This is a genomic window from Synechococcus sp. LA31 (genome assembly GCF_018502385.1).
GTDB lineage: Bacteria > Cyanobacteriota > Cyanobacteriia > PCC-6307 > Cyanobiaceae > Vulcanococcus.
Map to the genome: position 1 here is coordinate 1,759,788 of NZ_CP075523.1, position 25,253 is coordinate 1,785,040.

Genomic DNA, 25,253 nt, shown 5'->3' on the forward strand with positions numbered 1-25,253 from the left:
TCAAGAGCGAAAGATGATCTTGGGTTTTGGGGTTCTCCGGCAGCCGGTCCGCGACGATGGCGCCAGCTCCGCCCTTCCCCTTGACCACCACCCCCTCCAACACCCCCCAGGTGCCTGCAGCCGGCTCCAGCCCGGCTCGCTTTGCCGTGCTCGACGGCGATCTCTCCGCGGAGTGGCACGAGCTACTAGGCCGCTCCAGCGCCCTGGCGGTGGACACCGAGGCCATGGGGCTGGTGCACGGCCGCGACCGCCTCTGCCTGGTTCAGATCAGCGATGACCACGACAACGTGTGCTGCATCCGGATCCAGCGCGGCCAGAGCGAGGCCCCACTGCTCAAGCAGCTGATGGAGCACCGCGAGATCGTGAAGGTGTTCCACTTCGCTCGTTTTGATGTAGCCGCTCTGGGGGAGGGCCTCGGCATCGCGGTGAACCCGCTGTTCTGCACCAAGGTGGCCAGCCGCCTAGCCCGCACCTACACCAACCGCCACGGCCTCAAAGATCTGGTCACCGAACTCTGCGGCGTTGAGCTCGACAAAGGAGCCCAGAGCAGCGATTGGGGCCGCGTGGAGGAACTCAGCGAGGTCCAGCTGGCGTATGCAGCCAACGATGTGCGTTATCTCCTGCCAGCCCGCGAGCGACTGATTCAGATGCTGGTGCGCGAGGAGAGGCTGGAGCTAGCCGAGCGCAGCTTCGCCTGCATTCCGGTGATTTCGGAGCTCGATCGCGGTCGTTTCGGATCCATCTTCGAGCACCGCAGCTGACGCAGCTGAAGATCAGTCAGTCGTCGCCGAGGTAGTTGGCTTCTTCAGCAACCGCTTCCAAGAGCACATCCAGCAGCTGGCGCGATTCCTCACCCACGCCCTGGCTCTCCAGCAGCAGCCGCTGGGCAATCAACAAACGGCCGGCGCTATCGCGCACACCCTCGCGGGAGGCCACCAGGTCCACCTTGCGCCGCGCTGCCGCGATGCTGATGCTCAAGGCCGTTGCAAGGCGGCCACACGCAGTCACGTAGTCCTTGTCCTGGGGAGCTGCCATGCGGGCTGCAGAAGGCGTTAAGCCATCATCCCGCCTGGCCCGCGGCCGTCAGCAGCAGCCGCTGTTCAATCAAGCGCGCCAAAGCTTCGCCGCCTCCCGGTGGCCCCATGCGCCGCCGGCCGATGTGCCCCAGCGCGGAGCGCAAGACCGGCTCCTGCAGCAGCGCGGCCAAGCGGTGCGCCAGCTGGTCCGGCGTGCGGCACACCGCCACCGATCCCCCCAGCAAGCGGCTCTGACGTTCGGCAAAGCCGAGCTTGAACTGCGGACCAGGCCCGGGCAACGAGAGGGCCGGCACCCCCAGCCCAACCAGCTGCTCAGTAGCCGTGCCAGCGGCCGCCAGCCCTACTTCGGCGAGACCGGCCCAGGCCGCAAAGCGCCCCGGGCCCACCACCAACAACACCGCCCCACGCTGCCAGGCCGCCGCTGCCTCCAGCGATGCGGGCACCTGAACCAAGCTGTAGCCAAGGCCTACAAGCAGGGGCTCCCACTCGAGCGGAGCAGGCCTGGACCCGCAGGGGGCCAGCACCAGCAGGGGCTCAGTCTCCGACAGCCGCTCCAACGCCTCCAGAAGCCTGCGCAAGTTACCCAGTGCTTCCGGCATGCGGCTTCCTCCCAGCAGAAGCAAGCGCCGGCGTTTCAGAAGCTCACGCGGCAGCGCCTGGGCCACCATCCCATCCATCATCGGGTTGCCTGGGGCCAGGGCGGCCACCCCATGGCGGCGCAGGCCACGGGCGGTGAGTGCATCGCGCATCGCCACCAACCGGCAGCGGCGTCGGGCCATCAGAGTCCACTCCCACGGATCCCACTCACTGCCCTTACAGCGGTGATACAGGCCGGCGAACCCGGCATCACCTGGGCCGCTGGCCCAGGTGTAGTCACTTTTCGGGGTGCCGATGAAGCCATAGGAGGAACCACTGGACCAGGCCAGCAGCAGCGGCAACAGATCCCCCACCGCCAGCACGGGATCACCGCTGCGCCCCCAGCGGCGCACCAGACGCCACTGCCGCCAGCTCAAGACCAGCACCCCGGCCCAGAGATCGGCCAGCAGCCCGCGCAAACTCTGATTGCTAAATCCACCGCTGGGCAAGGGCCGACGCGGCCCGATACGCCGCAACATCCCTGCCGCCTCGGCCGCCGCGTACGCCGTGCCCTCCCCCACAAGAGGCAGCACAGCGATCTGCAACTCCGGCCGGCGGCGATGCAGTGCCTGCAACACCCGCAGGGCAATCAGGTCCTCCCCATGGCCATTGCTCAGCACCAGCAAACGGCCAGGCATCCCGTGACTGATACGATCCGCACTGGGAGTTTGCTCCCACACGGCGGCATGGCCAAGTGGTAAGGCAGAGGATTGCAAATCCTTTACCCCCAGTTCGAATCTGGGTGCCGCCTCTCGCTTCATCAACCAACTCACAAGAGCTGCGTTTCAGCGCAGCTCAGCTTCGATCGTCCAGCCGGGAGCACCGGCTTCGGCGAGCTCAGCGTTCTGAGCCTCACAGCGGAGCTCTGAGCGATCGATGCGGCAGCCGCCGCGCACCGTCCAGGTGCTGGGGAGGCTCTGAGCAAGGCCGCGCCCGTCAAAACGCACCAGGCTGAGGCTGATCAGACTCAGCGCGAGCGGTTGCTTGAGGGTGCAGGCGCCATCACGGCAACCCATGGGTGCGCTGCCTTCAGCCAAGGAGCCGACCAGCGTGAGCTGAATCACCTCACCGCGCTCAGGGCCATCCGCCTGCACGCTGAGGCGCAACACCTGCGGGCTGCGCTGATCGAGCTGCAGCTCGTAGCAGCGCAGCCGTGGGGCCACACCCTGCTCCACCACACAGCGGCGCGGGCGCTGCTGCCAGCGGCCGAAGGCTTCTGCGGCACCCAGCGGTGAAGCCGCCATCGCCAGCACCGCAAAAGCCGCCTGAAACCTGGCGCTGCACAGGAACTGAGGCATCACTAATAGCCGGAGTCGGCCACACACATACCGATACACACCAACCCATTGCTGGCGGTGCGACCGCAATGGCCGCAAAGCACTGGATCAGGCGCCGGCGGCGGGGTGAGGGCAGGCTGATCCGGCGCATCCGCGCCGGCCGCGTCTTGGCTGGGCAGAGAATTCACCGATGTGATGGCCTTATCGGGCTCGATCATGGCAAGCGGCGGCGAACAACCCAGGATCGGAGTGGGCACCTGGGCCTGGGGCAACCAGTTTCTCTGGGGCTACAACCCTGACCGCGACGACGACACCCTGGCGGCCACATTCCGGCACTGCCTGGATCAAGGGCTGCGCTTCTTCGATACCGCCGATTCCTATGGCACTGGCCGACTCAATGGCCGCAGCGAGACCCTGCTGGGCCGCTTCGCCATGGCCGCCAGCGCCGAGGAGCGCGATCAGCTCTGCATCGCCACCAAGCTGGCCCCCTTCCCCTGGCGGCTTGGCCGCCAGGGCTACGCCCATGCCTTCGCAGCCTCCCAGGAGCGCCTGCAGGGCCAAATGAAACGGGTGCAGCTGCACTGGAGCACCGCCCGCTATGCGCCCTGGCAAGAAGGACCGTTGCTGGATGGACTGGCGGATCTTGTCCGCAGTGGCGCCACCGAGAGCATTGGGGTCTCGAATGTGGGGCCCAAGCGCCTGCGAGAGCTGCACCGCCGCTTGAGCGATCAGGGGGTGTCTCTCAGCAGCCTGCAGGTGCAGCTGTCGCTGCTAGCCCCACAGCCGCTGCAACCGGGCGGCGTGGCAGACGTGTGCCGTGAGCTCAAGATCGACCTGATCGCCTACAGCCCCCTGGCCCTGGGCCTGCTCAGCCGCAGCGGCAACGCAAACGCAGCACACACTCGGCCGCTCACCGGAGCACGCCGCAGTTTGTTCCGGCGCCTGGAGCCGCAGATCCTGGCGCTGCGCAACCGCATGCAAGAGATCGGCGGCAACCGCCCGGGCGGGCATGCGGCGGTGGCGCTCAATTGGTGCCGAGCCCATGGCGCCATGCCAATCCCGGGGCTGCGCAGCTGCGCTCAGGTTGATGCCGCGGCGGAAGCCCTTAGCTGGCAATTGAGCCCGCATGAACGCGCCGCACTCGATCAACTGGCATGGACGAGCGAAGCGGCCCGGATGCCCGCCAATCCCTTTCAGAGCAACTGATCAAGCCTGGCCCATCTGGGGCGAGGGATCCGGAGTGAGCACCACAGGCAGACGCTCTCGCTCAGCTGCCACAGGGGCATCTACAGGACGACTCAACGACACCAACCGAGGACGGGGCGCCTCAATCGGCACTGGAGGCTGCGGCTCAGCCGTCGCCTCAGGGCGTTCATCGCAGGCTGCAAGAGCTTCCTGGAGGAGGGAATCAAAGGTGGCGCCAGGCAGACGATGGCGGGCAATTTCCAGAAAGGCACGAGCCAGCGACTCTCCAGCCGCAGCCTTGAGAGCCGGGTTGGAGCGGCGCTGCTCCTGCTCATCTTCCACAGAGCGGATGAAGCGCTCGGTGACATCGCGCTTGGTCGCAGCACGAATGCGGGTTTCCTGTTCCTGAGGAGAAAGCTGAAGCTGCTGCTCAAGCTCCTCTAAGCGGCGAGTGATGCTCTCAAGCACCTCGCGGGCTTCTTTACCCACATGGGCCAACTGACCATCGGAGAGGCGGGGCAGGTCAGCCACAAACACCTTGCCGTGGTCGCGCAGGGTGAGGAACGTGGGCCGAACGCTGCTGCGGCTGGGATAGCTGTCGCGGGGACGCAGCGGGCGATTAGGGGGGATCGGACCAGCAGAACTACGGCGACGAGTCACACGCGTAGCAGTGTTTAAAAGCGAGCCGTTTAACGACATCTCAAACCTATAAAGAACGGAACCTATGCGCTGTGTTCTGCAGCCCAGGCACATCGTGCAAGCGCCCGGGCGAGCCGGTGCACTGCGTGAGCCAGACCCTAACGGCCTGAAGCGGTTTCGCCGAGCTCAACGCCCGGCCTGATGCAATTTGGCAGCAAGCCAGGGACGATCAGTACGGCAATCCCGCCAGGGTGCCCGCCGCAGCCGCCGCGGGTTCCACACCGCCGAGCAACCAGGCTTGGTGGCCCTGCTCCCGGCACACCTGCAGCGCCGACGCAACTGCCACCTCCGGCAGCACAAGACAAAACCCCACCCCAAGGTTGAACGTGTTCCAGAGATCGGCCTCGGGCACCTCGCCGTTCTCCTGGAGCCAGCGAAACAGCACCGGTCGCTCCCAACTGCCTGGATCGATGCGGGCCTGCAACCCAGCCGGCAAAGCCCGAGGCAGGTTTTCGGGCAGCCCACCGCCGGTGATGTGGGCCATACCGTGCAGTTCCACACCAGCCAGAAGCAAGGCCTGCACCAGCGAGGCGTAGAGAACAGTGGGCTCCAGCAAGGCATCCAGTACCGCCGGAGCACCGGAGGCGATGGTGGTACTCGGGGTGACGCCACGCATCTCCAGGATGCGGCGCACCAGGCTGAAGCCGTTGCTGTGAACTCCACTACTGGCAACGGCCACAATCCGATCCCCTGGCTGCACCCGAGCCGGATCGATCAACGCGTCTTCCTCCACCACCGCCACGCAAAAACCCGCCAGGTCGTAGCGGCCGGCGCCGTAAAAACCGGGCATCTCTGCGGTTTCACCACCAAGCAGGGCGCAGCCGCTGCGACGACAGCCATCGGCGATGCCCTCCACCACCTCAGCCATGGCTTCGGGGCTGAGCTTGCCAGTGGCGATGTAATCAAGGAAAAACAGCGGCTGCGCGCCGCTCGTGATCACATCGTTGACGCACATCGCAACAAGATCAATGCCCACGCTGTGGTGGCGGTGATGGGCTTGGGCTAATTCCAGCTTGGTGCCTACCCCATCGGTGCCCGACACCAGCAGAGGCTTACGCATGCCCTGGGGAAGGCGACACAGCCCGCCAAAGCCTCCGAGCCCCCCGAGCACTTCTGGACGGCGAGTGGATTCCACACTCGAGCGAATGCGCTCAACGAAGGCGCGACCAGCCTCCACATCAACGCCTGCTGTGCGGTAGTCCATACCAGCAACACTCTCGGACCCCTTGATCCTGCCCCGGCATGGACCCAAGACCAGGCAGTCCGACATGGACGCCCGCAGGGTTGGCACAAAGCGCGATCAGCCCCGCTTATCAAGGCGATCAGTCCATGTGATTGGACGACCCTCTTGCGCCCCTCCAGATCCCTGCGATAGCGCTTGATCCGGGATTTGATCGCAAATCCTGATCAATCAACGGCCTGCAGTTCCTAACCGAATGCCTGTTGCACTGCCGGTAACTTTGCAGCGTCGTTAATTCCCGATAGGAACTCCGCCAGTACTTCGTTTCAGTAACTGCCTGCGCTTGTTTGCTTGCAGTCCCCCTGAAACGCTCTTGATGCTGACGGGCCACATCTTCCGTGGCTGCTGTGTTGATCACGGCGGGTTTCGTTTGTTATGCGTCGCCTCTGTCTCCTTGGTGGTTCGGCTCTGTTGCTCTCCGGCAGCACTGGTCTGCCTCCGGCCCTAGCCACCACTGGCCGTGACGCCGCTGCAGCCAGCAGCAGCATTGTTGAAGTCGCTGTTCGTAGCGCGGAGCCCCTCAGCGATACGGCCGAGAGCTCTGACGAGCCTCAGATCAAGCCGATTGCTCCAACCCTGCCCATCGCAACGCCACCTCAGGCTCCGAGGGTGCGCTCGGTGAGCCAAGGCCAGGCCAGCTGGTATGGGCCTGGCTTCTTTGGCAACCGCACCGCGAACGGCGAAGTCTTTCGTCCTGGCACCCTCACAGCAGCCCACCGCACGCTGCCATTCGGTACCAAGGTGCGCGTGACCAACCTGCGCAACGGCCTCAGCACTGTCGTGCGCATCAACGACCGCGGCCCCTTCCACGGCAATCGCGTGATCGACCTGGCCCATGGGGCTGCTCATCACCTCGGACTCGTCTCCAGTGGCGTGGCCAACGTGAAGCTGGAAGTGCTCCAGTAAGTCGAGGGCCTGCTGACCCTGCAAGCCCACCGCCCTTGTGACGGTGGGCTTTTTGATGAGAGAACATTGGGGTCCAGTAGGGTCCAAATCGATCCTGGAGCGCCCTTGCGCCTGCTGCGCCACTGCACCGAACTGGAGGCTTGGCGCCGCGAAACCAGGCAGGCGCCTCTGCATTTCGTGCCCACGATGGGCGCCTTGCATCCGGGGCACCAGAGCCTGATCAGCCGGGCGGCGCGTCCCTGCGCTGGTGGACAACCGCGCGTGCTGGTGAGCGTGTTCGTGAACCCTCTGCAATTCGGCCCGAAGGAGGATTTCGCCCGCTACCCACGCCAGCTTGAGGAGGATGCAGCCCTGGCAGAGGCAGCCGGGGCTGATGCCTTGTTTGCCCCCAGCCTGGAGGAGCTCTACCCAGCTGGAGAGCAAGAGCTCACCCGCATTCAGCCGCCCCTATCGCTGCAGCAAGGGCTGTGCGGCCGGCACCGGAGCGGCCATTTCAATGGTGTAGCCACCGTGGTGGCACGGCTGCTAGGCCTGATCCGCCCCGATCAACTGCTGCTCGGCGAGAAGGATTGGCAGCAGCTGGTCATCCTGCGGCGCGTGGTGGCCGATCTCGGACTGCCTGTTGAGGTGGTCGGGGTTGCCACGCTGCGGGAGGGCGATGGTCTTGCCCTCAGTTCGCGCAACAGCTATCTCAACGCAGATCAGCGCTTGCAGGCCACTGCGCTACCCCAGGCGCTGGAGAAAGCCAACGCCGCAGCGCAGCAGCCTGGCACCGCCTTGGCGCCCTTGCTGGCGACAGTGCACGAGAAGCTGGAGCAGGGCGGCCTGGTGGTCGACTATGTAGAAGCGGTGTGCCCCATCAGCCTGCAACCGCGCAGCGCGCTGAAGGGGCTCACCCTGCTGGCCGCCGCTGTCCACTGCGGCCCTAGCCGCCTGATCGATCACGTATTCCTGATGAGCCGAGCCCCGATCGTTGCCATCGATGGCCCTGCCGGTGCCGGCAAGAGCACCGTGACCCGTGCCTTTGCCGAGCAGCTCGGACTGATCTACCTCGATACGGGCGCGATGTATCGCGCTGTGACCTGGTTGGTGCAGCAGAGCGGCGTGGATGCAAGCGAAGCAGCTGCCGTGGCGCCGCTGCTGGAGGGCCTCGATCTGCAGCTGAGCACCGCAGCGGCCGGAAAGCAGCGGGCGAGCGTCAACGGCCACGATGTGACCGAGGCGATCCGCTCGCCGGAGGTGACCGCCCAGGTCTCACAAGTTGCAGCCCACGGCTGCGTGCGCGAAGCCCTCACCCGCCAGCAGCAGGCGATGGGCGAGCGCGGTGGCCTGGTGGCCGAAGGGCGCGACATCGGCACCGCCGTGTTCCCGGATGCCGAACTGAAAGTGTTCCTCACCGCCACCGTTGCCGAACGGGCCCGCCGCCGCGCCCTTGATCTCGAGCAACGCGGCTTTGCCGTGCCGGCTCTAGCGGAGCTCGAAGCCCAGATCGCTGAACGCGACCACCTCGATTCCACGCGGGAGGTATCCCCGCTCACCCAGGCCGCCGATGCAGTGGAGCTGATCACCGATGGCCTGAGCATCGACGCGGTGATCGAGCAGCTGGTACAGCTGTTCCGCCAGCGCGTGCCCCACGACGCCTGGCCGGAGCCGGCGGCCTAGCGCACCTCGCGCAGCAGGCTCTCGAGCAGCCCGCCGCAGGCGTCTTCCAGCAGATCGAGCACATGCTCGAAGCCCTGCTCGCCGCCGTAATAGGGGTCGGGCACCTCACTGGCCTGATGCTGACGGCAGTGGCTGGTCATCGACTCAATCCGAGCTAACCCCGGCCGATTGCCCAGTTCGCGGGCTAGGGAGCGCACGTTGCGCAGGTTGTCGTCATCCATGGTGAGGATGCGATCAAAGGCGCTGAAATCCGCCAATTCGATCTGGCGAGCGCGGCTGGGCAGGTGAATGCCGCGGCGCTCAGCGGCGGCGCGCATGCGCCGATCAGCCGGATTGCCCACGTGCCAGCCGCCGGTACCGGCGCTATCCACCACGAAGCGATCCTCCAGGCCCTCACGAGCGATCAGATGCAGAAACACCCCCTCGGCGGCCGGTGAGCGGCAGATGTTGCCGAGGCAAACAAACAACAGGCGCCGCTCAGCCATGAGGCACCCCCAGGCGCTGCAAGGCCAGGGCGGCCCGGAGCTGCACCACCGGGGCCTCCTCCGCTGGATGACGGCACAAACCGATCAGAGCTTCGTGCAGGCGCTGCTGCGCAGAAGGCCCCTCGGCCAGCTCAGGATGCACGGCAGGCGCGAGCGATTCAAGCCCCACCACCACGGCGTAGCGCACCACCCACTCGCCATCACGGCAGCCCTCCACCAGAGCCTGCAGGCAGCGCTCCGCCGTGGCACGGCGCTGCGGCGGCGGCAGCTGATCGAGCCGCAATTGCCCAAGACCCCGAGCTGCCGCGCGGCGCACACTGGGGCCGATGTCTTTGCCGAGGGCATCCTCGAGCACCTCAAGGCCGCGCACATCACCAATGCCGGCCAAGGCGCGCACGGCCCAGGCACGGGCGCCGTAGTTGTAGCCGTCGATGTTGGTGAGGATCGTGTCGACGGCAGGCACGCCGATGGCGATCAGGCCGTCAACGGCGGCTACGGCGGCGCCTGGGTTGTTGAAGCCCAGCACCTCCACTAGGCAGGTCGCACCAGAAGGATGGGCTGAGGCGGCCAGGGCTTGGGTGGCCTGCAGTAGGCCTAGAGCGCTGTCGGCGCGCTGTACGGCCTCCACCAGGGCGGCTACATCCGATGGGGTCACAACAGAAGTGCTCACAGCAGGGCATCCATGGCATCGAGCACCGCCACGGTGGCGGCATCAGGTGCCTCGCCAAACGAAGCGGCATGGCCGCCCGCTGAACCAGCGCCCTGCTCCACCAGGCCGCGCAGGGCAATCAGCTTGAGGCTGTTCTCCGCCAAGGTGGCTGCGATGGGTTCCAAGGCCTCGCGCCAACCGGCGGCCCCCAGATCCATCAGGGCTGCGCGGCGCACCTGCAACTGCTGGTGTTGCAGCAACTGCACCAGCTGATCACCCCAGCGGCGCTCTTGGGTGAGCTGCAGCAGTGCCCGAGAGGCGGCACTGCGGATCAAGGGCCGCTCATGGGCCACAAACGGCTCAATCACCGCCAACACCGGCGGCTCGGCCACACCGATCTCACCGAGGGCTTCGAGCAGGGCTTCGCAGGGTTCCTGCAGCCTCGGGGTGCCAGGTTGCTGGGCTCCGGCCACCGCCGGGCCACTGGCTAAACGGCGTCGCAGGGGCTCGACCGCCGCTTGGGCGCGCAGATCACCGAGGGCACGGGCCGCTGCTTCGCGCAGGCCATGGTCGTCATCCTCGAGCGTGGCGAGCAGATCGGGAATAGCGGCCTGGGCAGGCGCGCCGAGCTTGCCCAGGGCACGGGCGGCGTTGCGCGCCACGGCGTTTTCTTCCACGCCAGCACCGGGGTCGCGGGGGCGGCGCTGGCGCAGAGCCTCCTGCAGCAAGGGAACCGCATCGGGATGGCGGCTGCGGTTGCGGCCCAGCCACCAGGCCGCGTAGTACTGCGCGGAGGGGTCGTCGGTGAGGCGCAGGCGCCGCAGCGCCTCCTCTTCACTGATCGGATCTCCGTTGCCCGGGATTGATCGGTCGGCGTCGCCGGCGGCCATAGCCCAAAACGATGGCGCTGTTGATGCTGCCATCGCCGCAGGCCCCAGCGCAGGCGGATGCAACAAAAAAAGCCCCCCTTGCGGGGGGCTCGTGGCAACTCGCAGTTGCGCTGTGAATCTGAAAATCAGACCAGAGCGGCGATCGCGTAGTCGATGTAGTTGTTGGCGATCACGCCGGCGTCGCCGCTGATGCCGTGGTTGGCCTTGATGTAGTTCAGAGCTTCCACATACCAGGAGGGGGAGAGCTCGAATGCACGGTTGATCTCGTCGAGACCAGCAATCAGGTACTCGTCGATGGGGCCGGTGCCACCAGCAACCAGGCAGTAGGTCACCTGACGCAGGTAGTAGCCGATGTCACGGGCGCACTTGGCCTTACCGCGAGCATCAGAGGCGTAGTTAGCGCCCTGCATCTGGGTGGTGTAGGGGAACTTGTTGTAAACGGCCTGGGCAGCGCCGTTCACCAGTTCGTCAGCCTTGGCGGTCAGAGCCTTGGCAGCAGCCAGAGCATTGGCAGCGCGCTCGAAACGGCCGAAAGCGGCGTTCAGCTCGGTGTTGCTCAGAAAGCGGCCCTGGGAATCAGCGGCGGCTACGGCTTCGGTGAGAGGGGTCTTCATTGTTCGAAGTGAAGAAGAAGGGTGGACCTAGAAATGACGCGGAGCAGCGTTGCCTCAGGCAACAGCAGCAGCAGCGCGATCGAAGTAGGTGCCGATCTCGCTCATCAGAGCGGAGCAGTCGCCGGGGGTGATGCCGTTGCGATCGTTGGCGATCGCGATGGCGGCGTCCTTCATCTTGCGCACGCCTTCTGCCACGGAAGCGCCAGGAACGCCCAGGGCTAGGTAGGTCTCACGCAGGCCGTTCAGGCAGCGATCTTCCAGCACAGACGCATCGCCGGTGAACACGGCGTAGGTCACGTAGCGCAGGATGATCTCCATGTCGCGCAGGCATGCAGCCATGCGACGGTGGGTGTAAGCGTTACCGCCGGGGGCGATCAGCGCAGGCTGCTGGTCGAACAGCTCGCGGGCAGCGTTGGTGACAATCTTGGAGGCGTTGGAGGTGATGCGGTTCACCGAATCCATACGCTTGTTGCTCTCGGCCACCATGGCGGAGAGAGCATCGATTTGACCAGCGTTCAGGAATTCGCCGCGGGCATCAGCCTGAGCAACAACCTTGGTGAAGGCGTCGAACATTGATTAGCTCCTGTTCTCGACGTGAGTCGGGGAGAGGGGGATGAGGGGGAGAGCGATCAACTCCACCAGGCCGAAAGTTCGTCCTGATTGCAGGCAGATCGCCAGAGTCGGAACCACAGTGTGATGCAGGCTCGAAATAACTTCGGCCGCAACAACTGATCGCTGACCCAAGCATTGTGGCCACAGCCGCCAGAAGCAGCATCAAGAGACCGAGCGAAGTTCACAAAGGGTCACCGTCAAGACGGAAGTGGCACCGGAACAGGCAGATCGCGCCCCAATCCTGAAGCAAAGCTGAAGTCATTAGGACGCGATTGTTGCTTGCACAAAAAGCCCCGCCACCGGGGCAACACCTCAATTCACGGGTGTCACGCTGGCCACCCGGCCGCCCTGGCGGTGAATCTGCTGCTGCGCTTCCAGCATCTTGTCGAAGGGGATAAAGCGCACCATGTTGCTGCGCTTGTGCAGACGGTAGTTGTTGAGGCCGGTGACCTCAACGCGATACACGCGTGCCTTCTGGCCGATTCCCTGGGCCATTGAGGTAATGGCGGTGCTCGCCACGCCCGCCGGCTGCACCGCGGAGCCACCGGCATTAGGGCTCACCACGGGCACAGCACGGTTCTGGTGCAGGGCGGGGCCCAGGCGGGAAGCGATGCCGGTGATCTCGCCTTTCACCGAGGCAGCCGCACCACGGGTGAGCTGCATCAGCCAGGAAAACTGACGGCCCGCATGCCCCTTGGAGTAATCCCAACCATGCAGGAAGGGCACCTGCTCCTCACCGAAGCGATCCTGATACTCGGTGCTATCGAGATACGCATCAATCTCGGCGTCGTAGCCCTGCTCCTGCAGGATCGTGAAGTGATGGAGCATCTCCTCACGGCCCTGGGGCGCGCGGCCGAGTAGATGCTTGAAATTCAGCTCAATGAAGTGATACGGATTGGTGTTGTCGAAGAATTTCGAGCGATACAAACCGCTCTTCGCCACCGAACGCACGAATTCACGCACACTCAGATAGCCATTCCGAAACAATGATTCAGCCCCAGTGAGACGCTCGCTCTCCATGACGTACTGATAGCCGAGCACCTGGCGATACACAGCACGGATCAGAATGGCCTTGTCTGCCTGGCTGGAGCCAGCCGACCAGTTCTCGTTGTTGCGGTCGTTCTCGAAACGTTCGATGCCCAGATAGGCGGCATTAACCAGGGTCATGGCAGGCGGATCAAAGGGAAAAGAGGGGGTGGAGCGACGGCCTAAAGCGGCAACAAACGCAGCTGATGCCGACAGAAACTCCGCCTCAAAAATCCTATGGGCAATCAAGAATCGCCCCTGAGAGCCGCGCATGATTTCGTTACAGCTTCAGCAGATCTACTGAGCCCGATAAGCGTGGCCAACAAAAAAAGCCCCCCTTGCGGGGGGCTCGTGGCAACTCGCAGTTGCGCTGTGAATCTGAAGATCAGACCAGAGCGGCGATCGCGTAGTCGATGTAGTTGTTAGCGATCACGCCGGCGTCGCCGCTGATGCCGTGGTTGGCCTTGATGTAGTTCAGAGCTTCCACATACCAGGAGGGGGAGAGCTCGAATGCACGGTTGATCTCGTCGAGACCAGCAATCAGGTACTCGTCGATGGGGCCGGTGCCACCAGCAACCAGGCAGTAGGTCACCTGACGCAGGTAGTAGCCGATGTCACGGGCGCACTTGGCCTTACCGCGAGCATCAGAGGCGTAGTTAGCGCCCTGCATCTGGGTGGTGTAGGGGAACTTGTTGTAAACGGCCTGGGCAGCGCCGTTCACCAGTTCGTCAGCCTTGGCGGTCAGAGCCTTGGCAGCAGCCAGAGCATTGGCAGCGCGCTCGAAACGGCCGAAAGCGGCGTTCAGCTCGGTGTTGCTCAGAAAGCGGCCCTGGGAATCAGCGGCGGCTACGGCTTCGGTGAGAGGGGTCTTCATTGTTCGAAGTGAAGAAGAAGGGTGGACCTAGAAATGACGCGGAGCAGCGTTGCCTCAGGCAACAGCAGCAGCAGCGCGATCGAAGTAGGTGCCGATCTCGCTCATCAGAGCGGAGCAGTCGCCGGGGGTGATGCCGTTGCGATCGTTGGCGATCGCGATGGCGGCGTCCTTCATCTTGCGCACGCCTTCTGCCACGGAAGCGCCAGGAACGCCCAGGGCCAGGTAGGTCTCACGCAGGCCGTTCAGGCAGCGATCTTCCAGCACAGACGCATCGCCGGTGAACACGGCGTAGGTCACGTAGCGCAGGATGATCTCCATGTCGCGCAGGCAGGCAGCCATGCGACGGTGGGTGTAAGCGTTACCGCCGGGGGCGATCAGCGCAGGCTGCTGGTCGAACAGCTCGCGGGCAGCGTTGGTGACAATCTTGGAGGCGTTGGAGGTGATGCGGTTCACCGAATCCATACGCTTGTTGCTCTCGGCCACCATGGCGGAGAGAGCGTCGATTTGACCAGCGTTCAGGAATTCGCCGCGGGCATCAGCCTGAGCAACAACCTTGGTGAAGGCGTCGAACATTGATTAGCTCCTGTTCTCGACGTGAGTCGGGGAGAGGGGGATGAGGGGGGCCAAACCGAGGAGCTGGCCGAAACCGCCTCATCGCTTGGCCTGGCCATTGTTGGACAAGCTGATCGTCCCCATCAGCAGCACTTAACAAACGGTCATCTGCAGGGGTAAACCGGCTGCGCTGCAACGCTTCTCGAAGATGAGAAAGGCAACAACAGGTCGGTGCAGCCCGCTTGTGGGTAGCCGCCAGCACAGCGCTGGCATGAAAAAGCCCCCTCAAGGAGGGGGCGGCCGATCGAAGCCCGCTGAAGCGGGCTGTCCATCAGGTCATTCGGCGTCAATGCCGCCGCTCACGCTCACAGCAGTGATTTTGCCGCCCATGCGCTGCACCAGACGCATGGTCTCATTCATGCGGGTGTAGGGCACGTTCATCACCACATCTGCGGTGCGGGAGTAGTCGTTGTTGGCCAAACCGGTAACGGTGAACGACACCTGGCGGTCATTGCTGAAGCTGGTGCCGCGGTTGCCTGCAGAAACCTTCATCGGAGCAACGGGGATAACAGAAAGCGAAGGAATGGTCAGTTGACCGGTGTGATGCTGGCGATCCGGCCGCCTTCGCGCTGGATCTGCTGTTGATACTCGAGCAGCTTGTTGAAAGGGATGAAGCGCACGCGATTGCTGCGCTTGTGCAGGCGGTAGTTGTTGAAGCCGGTGATCTCAACCCGGAAGGTGCGGCCCTCTTCGCCAGCGCCCACACCCTGACGGGTGACACCATCGGTGCCCACCTTGCGGAACACATTGCCTTTGGCATTGGGGCTCACCACCGGCAACGGCATCTCAGCGTGCACGGAGGGATTGAGACGCGACTGGTTCTTGGTGATGTCGCCCTTCACCGAAGCGGCGGCACCGCGTGCCAGTTGCAGCATGTAGGAGAACTGCAGCCCCTGCTGACCGGCGGAGTAGTTCCAGCCGTGCAGATAGGGCACACCCTCCTCACCGAAGCGCTCCTGATACTCGGCGCTATCGAGATAGGAATCGATCTCGGCGTCGAAGCCTTTCTCCTGCAGGATCGTGAAGTGGTGCAGCATCTCCGCCTTGTTCTGGGGAGCTCGGCCGAGCAGGTGCTTGAAGTTGAGCTCGATAAAGCGGTAGGGGTTGGTGCTCTCGAAGAACTTCTTGCGATACAGGCCACTCTTGGCGACCTGACGCACGAACTCACGCACGCTCAGATAACCACGCTTAAACAGCGACTCAGGGCCTTCAAGACGCTCGCTGGCCATCACGTACTGATTGCCGAGCACCTGCTGATACACAGCACGGATGAGCGCCACTTTGTCGTCAGAAGAACCGGTCATCCAGTTCTCATTGACGCGGTTGTTGGCGTAACGCTCGATGCCCAGATAGGCAGCGTTGGCGAGGGTCATGGGGCTACGGGAAGCGGGCTTGGACGGCTTGCTTGGGAGGGCGTGCCTGAAGAAAAGACGCACCGAACGGCTACCAGCGCAGTTGGTGCCAGAGCCGGATCCTATGGGGCCTGATTGGCATCCTCCAGCCCCTTTCAGAAACGTTACAAAAATAGGCCCTGGCGATCGCCCTCAGGGCCGATACCATCCGGCCAAACCCATCTCGGCCACAGGCATGTCTGCCAGAGAAACCGCCCCCGCGGCAGCATTACAGCTTCGGCTCAGCGAGCAACTGCAGTCACTCAGCCTGGTGAGCGAAACCCTCACACTGCGCCTGCTGGAGCTGGAGGAGCGGCTCACGGGGTTGGAGAACCAATTGCAGACCCTGTCGCATAGTCAGAGCGAGAGCAACAGCATCGAATCGACCGAGATTCTGGCTGCCACGGAAGAGCGCATCGCCAGGCTGGAAGAACTGCTCGACGAGCAGATCCCTGTCTCCCATTCCGCCACTGTGCATCCGCTACGCCCGGGTATGGCTGAAGCCAGCGTTGAAACAAACCAGTTCATCGACAGCGAGCCTGAGCTGAACCCCTTCCCGGAGGACGAGGAACAGCCCTTCATGGATGAACTGAGCGCCTGAGGCTCAACCGGCGGAACCGGTACCGAGCATGGCGCCGGCGGACGTGAGCAGCACCCGCAGCACCTCCAGGCTTCCGATCGCCGCCAAGGCCAGCCAGATGGTCTGCGCCAGCTTGGGAGGCTGCCCGCCCACCCAGGCGGGCGACATCTGAGCGCCGCTGAACTGGGCGCCACCGCCGGCGAAGGGATTGGCCGGAGCGCGGTGAGCGCTGACATCGCGCCAGTAGGCGCTGTAGCGCGGTGCCTTCTGATTGAAGGGGAGCTGGGGCTTCGCATGGCCGGCCAGCACGCGGGATCGCTGGTAAGGCACGGTTTCCAAACCGAAGGCCTCCATGTATTCCTGGGAGCTGAGCAGGGCATCAACGAACCCCTCCAATCCCTCGTTGGCGATCACGATCGACCAAGCGATGCGCTCCTGGTCGCCATTCACATCGCGACCCAACACCCGGCCCACGATCTGCTCCACCACTCGGTAGTTGCTATTGCAGCGATAAAAGCCCTCGCGGAACTTGCGCGAGAGCAACAGGCCGCGCACAAAATCACGGGTGGTGAGATCGCCGTTGCGGAATTGCATCTCCAGCATCGGTTCGCGATCCACCTTGAAGGCGTGGAAGAAGATCTGGCGATAAGCACGCTCAATCTGCTCATCCACATCCACCTGGATGCGGGGCGCTTCATCGGTGCCGATGGAGAAGTTATTCACCCGGGCGTTCTGGGTGATCGGCTTGGTGGCCAACAAGGGCAGGGCCATGGCAATGGGAAAAACCGGGGGTGAAGCTATCGATGGCGCACCGCCAAACCCTCACACCCCCCGAAGCCTCAACACAGCTTTACCTCGCAGAACGAGTCACAGAGCCAACCATTGCTCCGGCAACTCGTGGCTGTAATCGTCGGTGCGCTCGAATTCAAACGGACCCGCCAGCGATCCCCAGAGCTGCTCGTGGGTGGCCGGATCGTGGCCGCGGTCGATGGTGCGCATGCCGCGGCCGCTGAGCTCAAAGCTGCTCACCAGATAGGAGAGCGCGCCCTTGCGCTCCACCATGCAGCGGCAGCCAGGCTCCACCTCACCGATGAAGCCATCGGCCGTTTCCCGCACCACATAGGCGCAACCCTCCAGTGGTTTGAGGTCGGCAGCGGTGATCAAGGCTCGTTTGGTGGCATCATCCACCGCGCCCCAGAAGCGCTGCTCATCGGCGATGACCTGATTGGTGATCCGCAGCTCAGACCCTTGCTGCTCAGCCCGAAGCACCCGCAGCCGGTAAGGCGCTGCGGGGTTGATCGCATATGACTGATCCAGCAACAGAGATCCCGGCGCCAGCTGAGGCAGCGGCCTCACTTTCACCAGGATGTGGGCGTAAAGGGGCGGATTCTCGAAAGCCTGCTGCTGATTGCTGAACCCAGCGCTGAGCTGGCGCAGCAGACGAGCGAGGGAGCTGGACATCGCTGAATGCAGGGAGTGGGCCGGATCCTATGGGGAAGTGCTCAGAGGTTCAGCAAGCGAATCCGAAAGTCAGCCACCTGGTCAGCCATCGCGGGATCGCTGAGCATGAACGGATGATCGGCGCAGGCGGCCATGGCCTGCTGCTTCTTCTCGGCGATGCTGAGGGATTCGGCGCTTGGCCGGCGAATCAACTGCTTCCAGGCAGCGTCAAACACCATGGCGAAACTGTCGGGATTATTGAACAGTTGGCCCGGTTTATCCGGAATCGGAATGGGCATGAAAACAAGCGCGAACAAGCGCTCTTGAAATGCCAGGACCCAGATTTGAACTGGGGACACGGCGATTTTCAATCGCCTGCTCTACCAACTGAGCTATCCCGGCCCGTCGCCTCAGCGACTTGCGGATCTTAGATCACAGCGGGGAGGCAGCCGGGGTGCGGGCCAGGGCCAGCATCCCCTGCACCGCGTGGCCGGCCCTCTGCAGCGCCTCTGCAGCAGCGCAGGCTGTTGAGCCAGTGGTGAGGGTGTCATGATTCTGCCAGCAGGATCCACACAGGCAACCCTTGGCCCCCATTTCTGGCTCAGTGATCGGCTACGCCCGGCTCTCCACGGCCGATCAGGCCAAAGGGTTGACCCTTGAGCAGCAAGTGTCCCGACTGCGGGACGCCGGCGCCACCGAGGTGCTGATTGATCTGCTCTCCGGCACCACCACGGCCAGGCCCAAATACAGAGAGCTGCTGCGCCGCATCGGCGAGGGCACCGTCTCCAAACTGATCGCCACCCGCTGGGATCGGATCTGCCGCTCCGCCAGCGAAACCTGCCGCATGGTGGATCTGCTCTGCGCTGATGGTGCGCCGGAGCTCCTGCTGCTGGATGACCCACAGGATCTCTCGAGCATCGGCGGCCGGGCCCAGCTGCGCATGCTCGGCGTGTTCGCCCAAATGGAAGCCGAGCGGATCCGTGAACGCAGCGCTGCCGGCAAGGCTCACCGCAAAGCAAAAGGCCTGAGCGATGTGGCGCCCTTTGGCATGGAGATCTGCGGCGGCATGCTCCGGCCCGATCGGCGGCCCTTCCTCTCTCTATTAACTACGAGGCAGGAGCTCACCCGGGCAGAGCTGTTGCTCGAGGCCTTCACCGTCTCCAGCCGTGAGGGCAGCATGCACGCCCCATGGCGCCACCTCGGCGATACCTATGGGCTCTGGCTGGATAGAACCGGCATGCGCCGCCTGTTGCTCAACCCGGCCCTGCGCGGAGCCAAGGTGAGCAAGCGCGATAGAGCCAAAGCCACCTGGGCCGATGTAGTGGAGGGCGCCGGCGGTGATCCACTGATTGATCCAGAGGAACACCAGCGCTACGAGGCCTTTATCCGTGGGCAGATGGCCCGGCGCACAGCCCCAGATAAACGCCAGCGGCATGTGCTGGCAGGAAAGGCTCTCTGTGCCCACTGCGGCACCCTGATGACGCGCGGCAGCGTTACGCGCAGCAAGTACAGCAGATGGTTTTGCCGCAAACCGGAGTGCGACTGGGCCATCCCTAAACAGCGGCGCAATGCCGTGATGGAGCCGGATCTACTAGCGGCGGTGCTGCTGGCAATGGCGGAGCAGGCGCCGGCCGTGGCGGCCGCCATGGAACGGCAGGCCATGCGGGCCGATCAAACCAGCGCCACCGCGCCGGAGGTGTTGAAGCTGCAGGCCAAACGGCAGCGGTATCTGGCCCTGCTCGCTGATGGTGATCCGGTGCAATCAGTGATCGAGACGCTGGATCAGCAGATTGCAGCGCTGCTGGCCGCGGGCCCGGCTGATGGCGGCGGCCACCTGTTGCAACTGCGGGAGAGCATGCTGCGGCGGGAGCGGATCACGCAGGCCCTGGCCGGCGGCCTTGTCCACTATCCAGACCCACCACGGGAGGTGGTGCTCCACCAGAGCTCAGAGGAGGAAGCGGTGGCGGCGGCGCTGGAGCAGAGCTGGCGGCAGCAGGCCAGCTGGGCCGCGGGCCAGGGCGAGAACGGCATCGGCCCGGGGATCTGGGATGAGATCCGCGAGCTGGTGCGTGTGGCCGTGGTGCGTGAGCGGCGGCTGGAGCGGCTCGAGCTCAATCTCTGATCAGTTCCAGGAGCAGTCGATCTCCCTGCCGCGGCGCCAGCGGCAGAAATAGCCCTCGCCATACACATCCACCTCGGAAGTGCCGCCGAGATTTCCGCTGCACCGTGCGCCGGTGGCTTGCTGGCAACGGGCCAACATCTCCGTGTAGGCGGCTTCCTGCTCGGGGGTGCCAGCAAAGCCGCCGCTGGTGGAGCCGCAGCTGACCAGAAGGGGCAGAAGAGCCACAGCGGCGATGCCGCGCCACAGATCAGTGGACATAGTGCAAGTCGTCTCGTTCGGGCTCACCAGAAGGCTCCGGCCCTTTGGGCAGCAACATCAACAACGCTGTAAGCACCAAGAGAAGAAAGGAAGAGCGCAAGAGCTCTCGGAGCAGGATCTTGCCGATGTCCGGCGGCACAAAAGGGTGTTTTTTGCGGCGTGCCATCAGCGCCACCTCGGGACAAAGGCGAACAGGGCCAGGACCGGCAGCGCCACCAGCGTCCATGGGGCCGCGTGCGACAGCAGATGCAGCCCGTAGAGCGACCACCAACTAACAGCGCAGGCCAGCACCACCTGGCTTGCCTTTCGCAGGATCGGAAACGCCCAATCCATAAACCGATCGAACCGCTCCATCAGCCCCTCCCCTGGCGCAGCTTGTGCCAGCCCCACATGCCGCCGTAGCCCAACGTTGTCACGCCCAAAGCGATCAGTGCAATGGCGAACCCGATAAAAGCTGGCAGGCCCAGGATTCCAAACAGGAGGCTCACCAGGAAGTTGCTGTCCGATGGCATGAGCACGCCCTCTGCAACCAAGACCAGGCCAAACACTCCAGTGGCAATCGCTGAGACCTGAACGAATGTGCGGGCATCGGCCAGGTTGAAGGGCTCGGGTTGCGCCGGCAGTTCCACGGGCCCATCAGGCTCCCAGCCCAGGGCAATCCGCACCTGATTCACCTCGGCCTCATCGAGGCGGAAATACTCGGTTTGAGGCAGGCGCTTCACCTTGAACTGCTCGTGCAGCTCATGCTCGAGATCGCGGCTGCGATCGGTCTCCAGCACCTGCACGATCTCATCGGGCTGCAGCTGTTTGAACCGGCGCTGGAGGTTGTCGGTGCGGCCGATCTTGTGCAGATCGCCGTTGCGGATCAGATAAACGAAGCCCGCCATCAGCCCAGCCCCTGCGCTGATGCCTGAGCAGCCAGGGCCTGCTGCTTGCGCTGTGAGATCGACTGCTTGGAGATGCTGGCGCGGCGGGCCAGCTCAGATGCCATCCCACGCGGCCAATCAGCACCGTGCTGAGCGCAGAGGCGACCGATCACCACAGCCAGCTCGGCGCCGGTGATGTCTGCGGCCGGAGCGGCCGGCGGTTCCGGTTCCGGTGCGGGGGTGGCAGCCCCCAGGATCAGGGCCTCCACGATCTCGTTGCGGTGTTGGCCGGTCTCGGCGCTGATGCGATCGAGCTCAGCCAAGGCATCCACCGCCAGGGTGGTGGTCCAGCGGCGGCGCACCACCTCGCTCTCGCGCACCAAGCGGCCCTTGGCATCGCGGGCCTCGCCGCGGTGGCCCTTGGCCTGCTGATCACCTTTAAAGCTGGTTTGGCGGGCGCTCTCTAAGGCCCAGCCCAGCACCGGCTGCGTCTTGGTGCGCACGCTGCCGCGCACCACCGGGATCCACTCACCGCCGATCAGCGCGGAGTGGAATTGGCCCTCGCCGATCTGGAAATACTTGCGGCCGGTCCACTCATTGCTGGGGCGCATGAAGCGGAGGTGATTGGCACGCAGGTAGGCCTCCGGATCCGTGATCTCATCGCGCTCGCAGATGCCCTTGAAATAGTCCGCCTGCAGCACTTCCTGCAGGTGGGCCTCAAAGTCGTAGGGGCGCTCTTCACCGGTCACGGCATAGGGGCAGCGCATGGTGCCGCCGAGCTCAAACTCCTGCGTCTCGCGGTTGAAGGTCCAGTGATCAACGTCTTGGAAACCGGCGATCTCATAGGCCTCGGCCTGATCAGAGACCAGCTCCATCGGCTCACCGGTCTTGGCGTGCTCGTAGCGGAAGGTGCGCTCCTCGAGGGAACGGAACGGGCCCATGCGCACTTGCGTGCCTATGGCGAGCGGGGGCTCATAAACCACCTCGGGCTGTGGCGTATCGGCCAGCTCGGGCTTGAGGTAGGCCGGAATCGGCTTGGTTGCTGTCTTGCTCACCTTATGCGTATGTGGCTGATCACTCCGGTCTACGCCTTCCCGTGGGAAAAGGCAACCCCATGCGTATGGCGGTAGATCACCAGTGGATTGCTCCCCAGCCGCCCTCCACCAGTTGCGTGCTGCCCTTCGTAGCCGCGACCCTGCGACCGCCGCCAGGGGAACACTCAGGGCATCAACGCATGGAGACCCCATGAACACCACGTTCACCCCCGACTACCTGGCCCGCGCCGCTGAGCAGCTCGGCTGGGATGAAAGCCCTGCAGGTCAAGCCAAGCGCCAGGAGGATCTAGCCCTGCTGCAGGAGCTGATGGCTGTCAGCAAGCGCGCGGGCGATCACGCTGCCGAGTGATTTTTGACTTGCGGGTAGAAGTCAATTCGGGCGAGGATTGAGGAATGGATGCGGCACTGTGATGCACGCCTACTACCCGCTTCTCTGGCTCTTGCAGGCATTTGGCCTGTTCATTGCCTTCACGGTGCAGGGCGCTATGTGGAAAGGCGCGCAGGATCACGGGGGTCGCGGCTGGGCTGTGGCGCTGACCTGGGCTGTTGGGAGCACGGTGCTGTTAAACGCCATGCATCATCTGCATGACGGCTTGCTCCCGCACCCGTAGGTAGGCGCAACCGCAGCGAATCGCGGCGCTACCGACGACTTTTGCAAGCGTGCTTACCAAAACGTGCGGCAGATCTACCGAAGAGTGGAAATGTGCAAAATCCGCATAGACCAAGCAGGAGTCATGTACTGGCCTGGGCTATACGCAAACTGCATAGAGCATTTTTTGTTAGCTGGGATACAGACCCGCCTCTATAGCGCTTAGCCCTACCCCCATTTGGGGACAAAGCGTAGCTAGGGAATGCTTAATGATTGCTTCGTAGTTCATCTAACTGAGATGTCCAAGGCACGTCTCCGCTTACTTCGCAACCAGGCTCCTGAGTCGCTGACCATCGCCAGCCGCAAGCCCCAACGGCTCACGATCACCATTCCCTGGTCGACCTATCAGGCAATTGCCGAGACCAGTTCCGAGCAAGGGCGCTCCCTCTCCAACACCGCGGCTTATTGGCTGGAACGCCAGGCGGATGCCATGAGGCAGCAGAGCGCCTAATCGGATAGTCCCCACTGCACGCCGCCCCAGCCGTGCTCACGGAGTTGCTTGGCACGGTGGTGGCGGCGCTTGATTTCCTCATCGCTGAGCCCCGCCCAGGTGGCCGCCAACGTGGGCCAGCAGAGCCCATCCTGTTGATCGCTCTCCACCAGATTCAGCTCCACCGGGGGCCGTGGCTGCCGCCGCCGGCGGGGCTTGCGCTCAGTAGACGGCAAACCCTGTTGGCCCCACCCGCCAGGGCGTGAGGCCCTTGCTGATCGCGATGCAGGCATAGCCCACCGCATCGGCCATGTGGCCGTGCTCACTGGCCGGATCCGGCACGCTCAGCCCTGGCTTGAACTCCAGGTTCCGGAAGCTCCTGATCACCCGCTTGCAGCTGGGGTCCACCAGCAGCCGGCGCTGGCCCGCAGCATCCAGGATCATCAACCTGCAGGCGTTCACTTTGTCGATCACGGCCCAGGGGGCCCGGGGGCTGCGGATGCTGAACCCGCCCACGTCTTTCAAGATCGCGTGATCGCTCAGGCCCAGGCTGCTGGTCTGCTTCCTCGAGCCGGTTGGATCAGGGCAGCAGAGGATCTCGCGGTTGGGATACCGGGCCCGCACCTCGAGCGCCATTTCCCTGGTATCGGCCTCCATCAGCACGATCTCCTCGAGCACGCACAACCTGTTGCCCTGCACCTGCATCAGCGCGGCGCAATAGGGGCTGCGGTTGAAGTCGACCCCCATGATCAGCGCGCTGCCGTCATCAGCGCAGGTGCCGACGTTGGCGTTGTTGAAGGCCGGGTAGACGGCCCCCAGCAGGCTCTCGATTGAGCCGTAGAACTCCTGGCGCCAGAGGCTCGGGTCCATCTCGGTGCGGCGCTCCATCACCCACTCCGGATCCACCCAGCCGCCGGCCACGGTGGGGTAATTCCACCGCTCCCACCCGGGTGTTTCCGCTGCCTTTTCCCAGAGCTCGGCGCTGAAGTTGCCGCCGCCGGCCGGGGTGCTCGCAAAGATCGCATCACCCTTGCTGGTGGCCAACATCGGCAAAAGGGCCGCCTGCCACATCTCCTGCAGATCCCTGGCGTAGGCGAACTCATCCAGCAGCAACAGATCTGCCGATTGGCCCCGCAGCGAATCGGCGTAATCCAGGCCGCCCAGCGTTACCCGGCTGCCATTGCGGAACTCAATCGTGAGGGTTGACTCCAACACCCTCTCGATCCAGCTCTGCGGCACTGAATCTTTCAGCGGCCGCCAGCTGATGTCCTTGGCCATCTTCCGGCTCGGCGCCAGATAGAAGGTCACGCTGCCCGGGCAGGTAAGTGCCTTCTCCACCCCGGCCGCCAACATCATTCTCGTTTTTCCGAAGCGACGGCCGCTGAACATGACCTTCACCTTGGCCGTGCTGCGCAGAATCTCGGCCGCGGCGGGTTTGAGCTCGAGGCGGGCTACAGCCATCAGCGCAACCGCTCCATCGCCAGCTGCACCACCAGCACCAGATCACCCACAGGAACCGTGATCGGTGCATCCCACGCCACACCATTGCTCTGGCTGCGCAGCACCGCCTGCAGCTCAGCCAAGGCCTTCAACCGTGCTGATGCAAGCCGGCCAGGTTGCTCCTGCAGCTGCTCCAGCCCCTCAGCCACACCGCTCGCGATGCAGCCCTCATCGCCCACAACCAGGGCCCAAAGATCCGTGCCCTCGGGGAGGGAGTTGGCGGCCACGCCCCCGTGGACCGCCGCATCCCCGTTTGCGCCGGGCCCGACTGCTGCTGCAGCAACGGCTGGGGGATCCCCCGAGCGCGGAAAGGTGATCGCTTCGCCAAACGGTTCGCCGTGGCTGCGGTAGCCCTGCAGTTCCATCAGCTCAACCCCCGGCAGGGCCTAAGCAGCACCCGCTGCGCTTCCTCGATCAGCGCCAGCTCAGCCAGCAGCAGTTCCTGATCCTCTGGGGTGACGCGGCCTGCGGGTTGCAAGGCCACAGCACCATTGCGCAGCGATGCAGCCACTCGGCCACGCAGCGCCCGCGATTCCTGGAGCGATCTGGCTACTTCCT

At 64.2% G+C, this 25,253-nt stretch carries 37 protein-coding genes and 2 tRNA genes; 10 read left to right on the plus strand and 29 right to left on the minus strand.

Annotated elements, in window-relative coordinates:
- Positions 1–56 precede the first annotated feature (56 nt).
- Positions 57–761, plus strand: a complete 705-nt coding sequence (locus KJJ24_RS09545; protein WP_214338307.1) for a ribonuclease D — start codon at positions 57–59, stop codon at positions 759–761.
- A 16-nt stretch (positions 762–777) separates the two neighbouring features.
- Here KJJ24_RS09545 and KJJ24_RS09550 read toward each other — a convergent pair whose 3' ends face one another.
- On the minus strand, positions 778–1,035 hold the full coding sequence (locus tag KJJ24_RS09550) for a hypothetical protein (RefSeq protein ID WP_214338308.1): 258 nt from the start codon (positions 1,033–1,035) through the stop codon (positions 778–780).
- A 25-nt stretch (positions 1,036–1,060) separates the two neighbouring features.
- Positions 1,061–2,311 (minus strand): lipid-A-disaccharide synthase-related protein, encoded by a 1,251-nt coding sequence (locus tag KJJ24_RS09555; RefSeq protein ID WP_214338309.1) that lies wholly within the window; start codon positions 2,309–2,311, stop codon positions 1,061–1,063.
- A 42-nt stretch (positions 2,312–2,353) separates the two neighbouring features.
- Between KJJ24_RS09555 and KJJ24_RS09560 the strand changes: the two genes are divergently transcribed.
- A tRNA-Cys gene (locus tag KJJ24_RS09560) sits at positions 2,354–2,424 on the plus strand.
- Positions 2,425–2,458: 34 nt separating this feature from the next.
- Here the strand turns inward: KJJ24_RS09560 and KJJ24_RS09565 are convergent.
- Both KJJ24_RS09565 and KJJ24_RS09570 read right to left on the minus strand, forming a co-directional pair.
- Complete coding sequence (locus KJJ24_RS09565; protein WP_214338310.1) at positions 2,459–2,971, minus strand: hypothetical protein; 513 nt, start codon at positions 2,969–2,971, stop codon at positions 2,459–2,461.
- A 2-nt stretch (positions 2,972–2,973) separates the two neighbouring features.
- Positions 2,974–3,138: a hypothetical protein gene (locus KJJ24_RS09570; protein ID WP_371811718.1), complete on the minus strand. Its 165-nt coding sequence runs from the start codon at positions 3,136–3,138 to the stop codon at positions 2,974–2,976.
- 7 nt (positions 3,139–3,145) lie between these two features.
- On the opposite strand from KJJ24_RS09570, the gene KJJ24_RS09575 reads away from it, so the two are divergent.
- Positions 3,146–4,156: an aldo/keto reductase gene (locus KJJ24_RS09575; RefSeq protein WP_250544603.1), complete on the plus strand. Its 1,011-nt coding sequence runs from the start codon at positions 3,146–3,148 to the stop codon at positions 4,154–4,156.
- Here the strand turns inward: KJJ24_RS09575 and KJJ24_RS09580 are convergent, their stop codons facing one another.
- Positions 4,157–4,834 (minus strand): hypothetical protein, encoded by a 678-nt coding sequence (locus KJJ24_RS09580; protein ID WP_214338313.1) that lies wholly within the window; start codon positions 4,832–4,834, stop codon positions 4,157–4,159. It abuts the gene before it with no gap.
- A 169-nt stretch (positions 4,835–5,003) separates the two neighbouring features.
- A complete protein-coding gene (gene purM, locus KJJ24_RS09585) occupies positions 5,004–6,038 on the minus strand; it encodes a phosphoribosylformylglycinamidine cyclo-ligase (RefSeq protein WP_214338315.1) in 1,035 nt (344 codons plus the stop codon).
- A gap of 411 nt (positions 6,039–6,449) precedes the next feature.
- Here purM and KJJ24_RS09590 point away from each other — a divergent pair, with 411 nt between their 5' ends.
- Both KJJ24_RS09590 and KJJ24_RS09595 read left to right on the plus strand, forming a co-directional pair.
- Complete coding sequence (locus tag KJJ24_RS09590; RefSeq protein WP_214338316.1) at positions 6,450–6,980, plus strand: septal ring lytic transglycosylase RlpA family protein; 531 nt, start codon at positions 6,450–6,452, stop codon at positions 6,978–6,980.
- A 132-nt stretch (positions 6,981–7,112) separates the two neighbouring features.
- Positions 7,113–8,642 (plus strand): bifunctional pantoate--beta-alanine ligase/(d)CMP kinase, encoded by a 1,530-nt coding sequence (locus KJJ24_RS09595; RefSeq protein ID WP_250545017.1) that lies wholly within the window; start codon positions 7,113–7,115, stop codon positions 8,640–8,642.
- Here the strand turns inward: KJJ24_RS09595 and KJJ24_RS09600 are convergent.
- The 10 genes from KJJ24_RS09600 to KJJ24_RS09645 all read right to left on the minus strand — a co-directional run bounded on the left by KJJ24_RS09600 (position 8,639) and on the right by KJJ24_RS09645 (position 15,777).
- Complete coding sequence (locus KJJ24_RS09600) at positions 8,639–9,127, minus strand: low molecular weight protein-tyrosine-phosphatase (protein ID WP_214338318.1); 489 nt, start codon at positions 9,125–9,127, stop codon at positions 8,639–8,641. The genes KJJ24_RS09595 and KJJ24_RS09600 overlap by 4 nt on opposite strands.
- A complete protein-coding gene (locus KJJ24_RS09605; RefSeq protein WP_214338319.1) occupies positions 9,120–9,782 on the minus strand; it encodes a HEAT repeat domain-containing protein in 663 nt (220 codons plus the stop codon). Before KJJ24_RS09605 ends, KJJ24_RS09600 begins: the two co-directional genes overlap by 8 nt.
- A gap of 11 nt (positions 9,783–9,793) precedes the next feature.
- Positions 9,794–10,666 (minus strand): HEAT repeat domain-containing protein, encoded by an 873-nt coding sequence (locus KJJ24_RS09610; protein ID WP_214338320.1) that lies wholly within the window; start codon positions 10,664–10,666, stop codon positions 9,794–9,796.
- A 125-nt stretch (positions 10,667–10,791) separates the two neighbouring features.
- Positions 10,792–11,280 carry a phycocyanin subunit alpha gene (gene cpcA / locus KJJ24_RS09615; protein WP_214338321.1) on the minus strand — a complete coding sequence of 163 codons (489 nt, stop codon included), beginning with the start codon at positions 11,278–11,280 and terminating at the stop codon, positions 10,792–10,794.
- A 54-nt stretch (positions 11,281–11,334) separates the two neighbouring features.
- A complete protein-coding gene (locus KJJ24_RS09620; RefSeq protein ID WP_214338323.1) occupies positions 11,335–11,853 on the minus strand; it encodes a phycocyanin subunit beta in 519 nt (172 codons plus the stop codon).
- A 351-nt stretch (positions 11,854–12,204) separates the two neighbouring features.
- The gene (locus KJJ24_RS09625; protein WP_214338325.1) at positions 12,205–13,059 is read right to left on the minus strand and encodes a phycobilisome linker polypeptide; all 855 of its coding nucleotides are present in this window, start codon (positions 13,057–13,059) and stop codon (positions 12,205–12,207) included.
- Between the two features lie 244 nt (positions 13,060–13,303).
- Positions 13,304–13,792, minus strand: a complete 489-nt coding sequence (gene cpcA / locus KJJ24_RS09630) for a phycocyanin subunit alpha (protein ID WP_214338321.1) — start codon at positions 13,790–13,792, stop codon at positions 13,304–13,306.
- Between the two features lie 54 nt (positions 13,793–13,846).
- On the minus strand, positions 13,847–14,365 hold the full coding sequence (locus KJJ24_RS09635; protein ID WP_214338323.1) for a phycocyanin subunit beta: 519 nt from the start codon (positions 14,363–14,365) through the stop codon (positions 13,847–13,849).
- A gap of 315 nt (positions 14,366–14,680) precedes the next feature.
- Positions 14,681–14,896: a phycobilisome linker polypeptide gene (locus KJJ24_RS09640; protein WP_214338327.1), complete on the minus strand. Its 216-nt coding sequence runs from the start codon at positions 14,894–14,896 to the stop codon at positions 14,681–14,683.
- Positions 14,897–14,931: 35 nt separating this feature from the next.
- Entirely contained in the window at positions 14,932–15,777 is an 846-nt protein-coding gene (locus KJJ24_RS09645) for a phycobilisome linker polypeptide (protein WP_214338329.1), read from the minus strand.
- Positions 15,778–15,991: 214 nt separating this feature from the next.
- On the opposite strand from KJJ24_RS09645, the gene KJJ24_RS09650 reads away from it, so the two are divergent.
- Complete coding sequence (locus KJJ24_RS09650) at positions 15,992–16,396, plus strand: hypothetical protein (protein WP_214338331.1); 405 nt, start codon at positions 15,992–15,994, stop codon at positions 16,394–16,396.
- A 3-nt stretch (positions 16,397–16,399) separates the two neighbouring features.
- On the opposite strand, the gene KJJ24_RS09655 is transcribed toward KJJ24_RS09650, so the two are convergent.
- The 4 genes from KJJ24_RS09655 to KJJ24_RS09670 all read right to left on the minus strand — a co-directional run bounded on the left by KJJ24_RS09655 (position 16,400) and on the right by KJJ24_RS09670 (position 18,217).
- Entirely contained in the window at positions 16,400–17,146 is a 747-nt protein-coding gene (locus KJJ24_RS09655; protein ID WP_214338333.1) for a phycobilisome rod-core linker polypeptide, read from the minus strand.
- A gap of 96 nt (positions 17,147–17,242) precedes the next feature.
- A complete protein-coding gene (locus KJJ24_RS09660) occupies positions 17,243–17,836 on the minus strand; it encodes a chromophore lyase CpcT/CpeT (protein WP_214338335.1) in 594 nt (197 codons plus the stop codon).
- 41 nt (positions 17,837–17,877) lie between these two features.
- Complete coding sequence (locus tag KJJ24_RS09665; RefSeq protein WP_214338337.1) at positions 17,878–18,114, minus strand: hypothetical protein; 237 nt, start codon at positions 18,112–18,114, stop codon at positions 17,878–17,880.
- A 30-nt stretch (positions 18,115–18,144) separates the two neighbouring features.
- Positions 18,145–18,217: transfer RNA gene (locus KJJ24_RS09670), tRNA-Phe, on the minus strand.
- Between the two features lie 181 nt (positions 18,218–18,398).
- Here KJJ24_RS09670 and KJJ24_RS09675 point away from each other — a divergent pair.
- On the plus strand, positions 18,399–19,937 hold the full coding sequence (locus KJJ24_RS09675; RefSeq protein ID WP_214338339.1) for a recombinase family protein: 1,539 nt from the start codon (positions 18,399–18,401) through the stop codon (positions 19,935–19,937).
- On the opposite strand, the gene KJJ24_RS09680 is transcribed toward KJJ24_RS09675, so the two are convergent.
- From KJJ24_RS09680 to KJJ24_RS09700, 5 genes are read right to left on the minus strand one after another with little or no spacing between them, the layout of a single operon-like run.
- Positions 19,938–20,195, minus strand: coding sequence for a hypothetical protein (locus KJJ24_RS09680; RefSeq protein WP_214338340.1), 258 nt, complete (start codon positions 20,193–20,195; stop codon positions 19,938–19,940). It lies immediately after the preceding gene.
- Entirely contained in the window at positions 20,185–20,361 is a 177-nt protein-coding gene (locus KJJ24_RS09685) for a hypothetical protein (RefSeq protein ID WP_214338342.1), read from the minus strand. Before KJJ24_RS09685 ends, KJJ24_RS09680 begins: the two co-directional genes overlap by 11 nt.
- Positions 20,361–20,549 (minus strand): hypothetical protein, encoded by a 189-nt coding sequence (locus tag KJJ24_RS09690; RefSeq protein ID WP_214338344.1) that lies wholly within the window; start codon positions 20,547–20,549, stop codon positions 20,361–20,363. Before KJJ24_RS09690 ends, KJJ24_RS09685 begins: the two co-directional genes overlap by 1 nt.
- Complete coding sequence (locus KJJ24_RS09695) at positions 20,549–21,082, minus strand: GIY-YIG nuclease family protein (protein ID WP_214338346.1); 534 nt, start codon at positions 21,080–21,082, stop codon at positions 20,549–20,551. Before KJJ24_RS09695 ends, KJJ24_RS09690 begins: the two co-directional genes overlap by 1 nt.
- Positions 21,082–22,116 carry a hypothetical protein gene (locus KJJ24_RS09700; RefSeq protein WP_214338348.1) on the minus strand — a complete coding sequence of 345 codons (1,035 nt, stop codon included), beginning with the start codon at positions 22,114–22,116 and terminating at the stop codon, positions 21,082–21,084. The genes KJJ24_RS09695 and KJJ24_RS09700 overlap by 1 nt, the downstream gene beginning before the upstream one ends.
- Positions 22,117–22,306: 190 nt before the next feature.
- On the opposite strand from KJJ24_RS09700, the gene KJJ24_RS09705 reads away from it, so the two are divergent.
- From KJJ24_RS09705 to KJJ24_RS09715, 3 genes are all read left to right on the plus strand, one after another.
- The gene (locus tag KJJ24_RS09705; RefSeq protein WP_214338350.1) at positions 22,307–22,465 is read left to right on the plus strand and encodes a hypothetical protein; all 159 of its coding nucleotides are present in this window, start codon (positions 22,307–22,309) and stop codon (positions 22,463–22,465) included.
- 61 nt (positions 22,466–22,526) lie between these two features.
- Complete coding sequence (locus tag KJJ24_RS09710; RefSeq protein WP_214338352.1) at positions 22,527–22,727, plus strand: hypothetical protein; 201 nt, start codon at positions 22,527–22,529, stop codon at positions 22,725–22,727.
- A gap of 276 nt (positions 22,728–23,003) precedes the next feature.
- Positions 23,004–23,216, plus strand: a complete 213-nt coding sequence (locus KJJ24_RS09715; protein ID WP_214343789.1) for a hypothetical protein — start codon at positions 23,004–23,006, stop codon at positions 23,214–23,216.
- On the opposite strand, the gene KJJ24_RS09720 is transcribed toward KJJ24_RS09715, so the two are convergent.
- From KJJ24_RS09720 to KJJ24_RS09735, 4 genes are read right to left on the minus strand one after another with little or no spacing between them, the layout of a single operon-like run.
- Positions 23,213–23,431, minus strand: coding sequence for a hypothetical protein (locus KJJ24_RS09720; protein WP_214338353.1), 219 nt, complete (start codon positions 23,429–23,431; stop codon positions 23,213–23,215). The genes KJJ24_RS09715 and KJJ24_RS09720 overlap by 4 nt on opposite strands.
- Positions 23,418–24,656, minus strand: a complete 1,239-nt coding sequence (locus tag KJJ24_RS09725; protein ID WP_214338354.1) for a terminase large subunit domain-containing protein — start codon at positions 24,654–24,656, stop codon at positions 23,418–23,420. The genes KJJ24_RS09720 and KJJ24_RS09725 overlap by 14 nt, the downstream gene beginning before the upstream one ends.
- Positions 24,656–25,060: a hypothetical protein gene (locus tag KJJ24_RS09730; RefSeq protein ID WP_214338355.1), complete on the minus strand. Its 405-nt coding sequence runs from the start codon at positions 25,058–25,060 to the stop codon at positions 24,656–24,658. The genes KJJ24_RS09725 and KJJ24_RS09730 overlap by 1 nt, the downstream gene beginning before the upstream one ends.
- Positions 25,060–25,206 (minus strand): hypothetical protein, encoded by a 147-nt coding sequence (locus KJJ24_RS09735; RefSeq protein WP_214338356.1) that lies wholly within the window; start codon positions 25,204–25,206, stop codon positions 25,060–25,062. Before KJJ24_RS09735 ends, KJJ24_RS09730 begins: the two co-directional genes overlap by 1 nt.
- Positions 25,207–25,253: the final 47 nt, after the last annotated feature.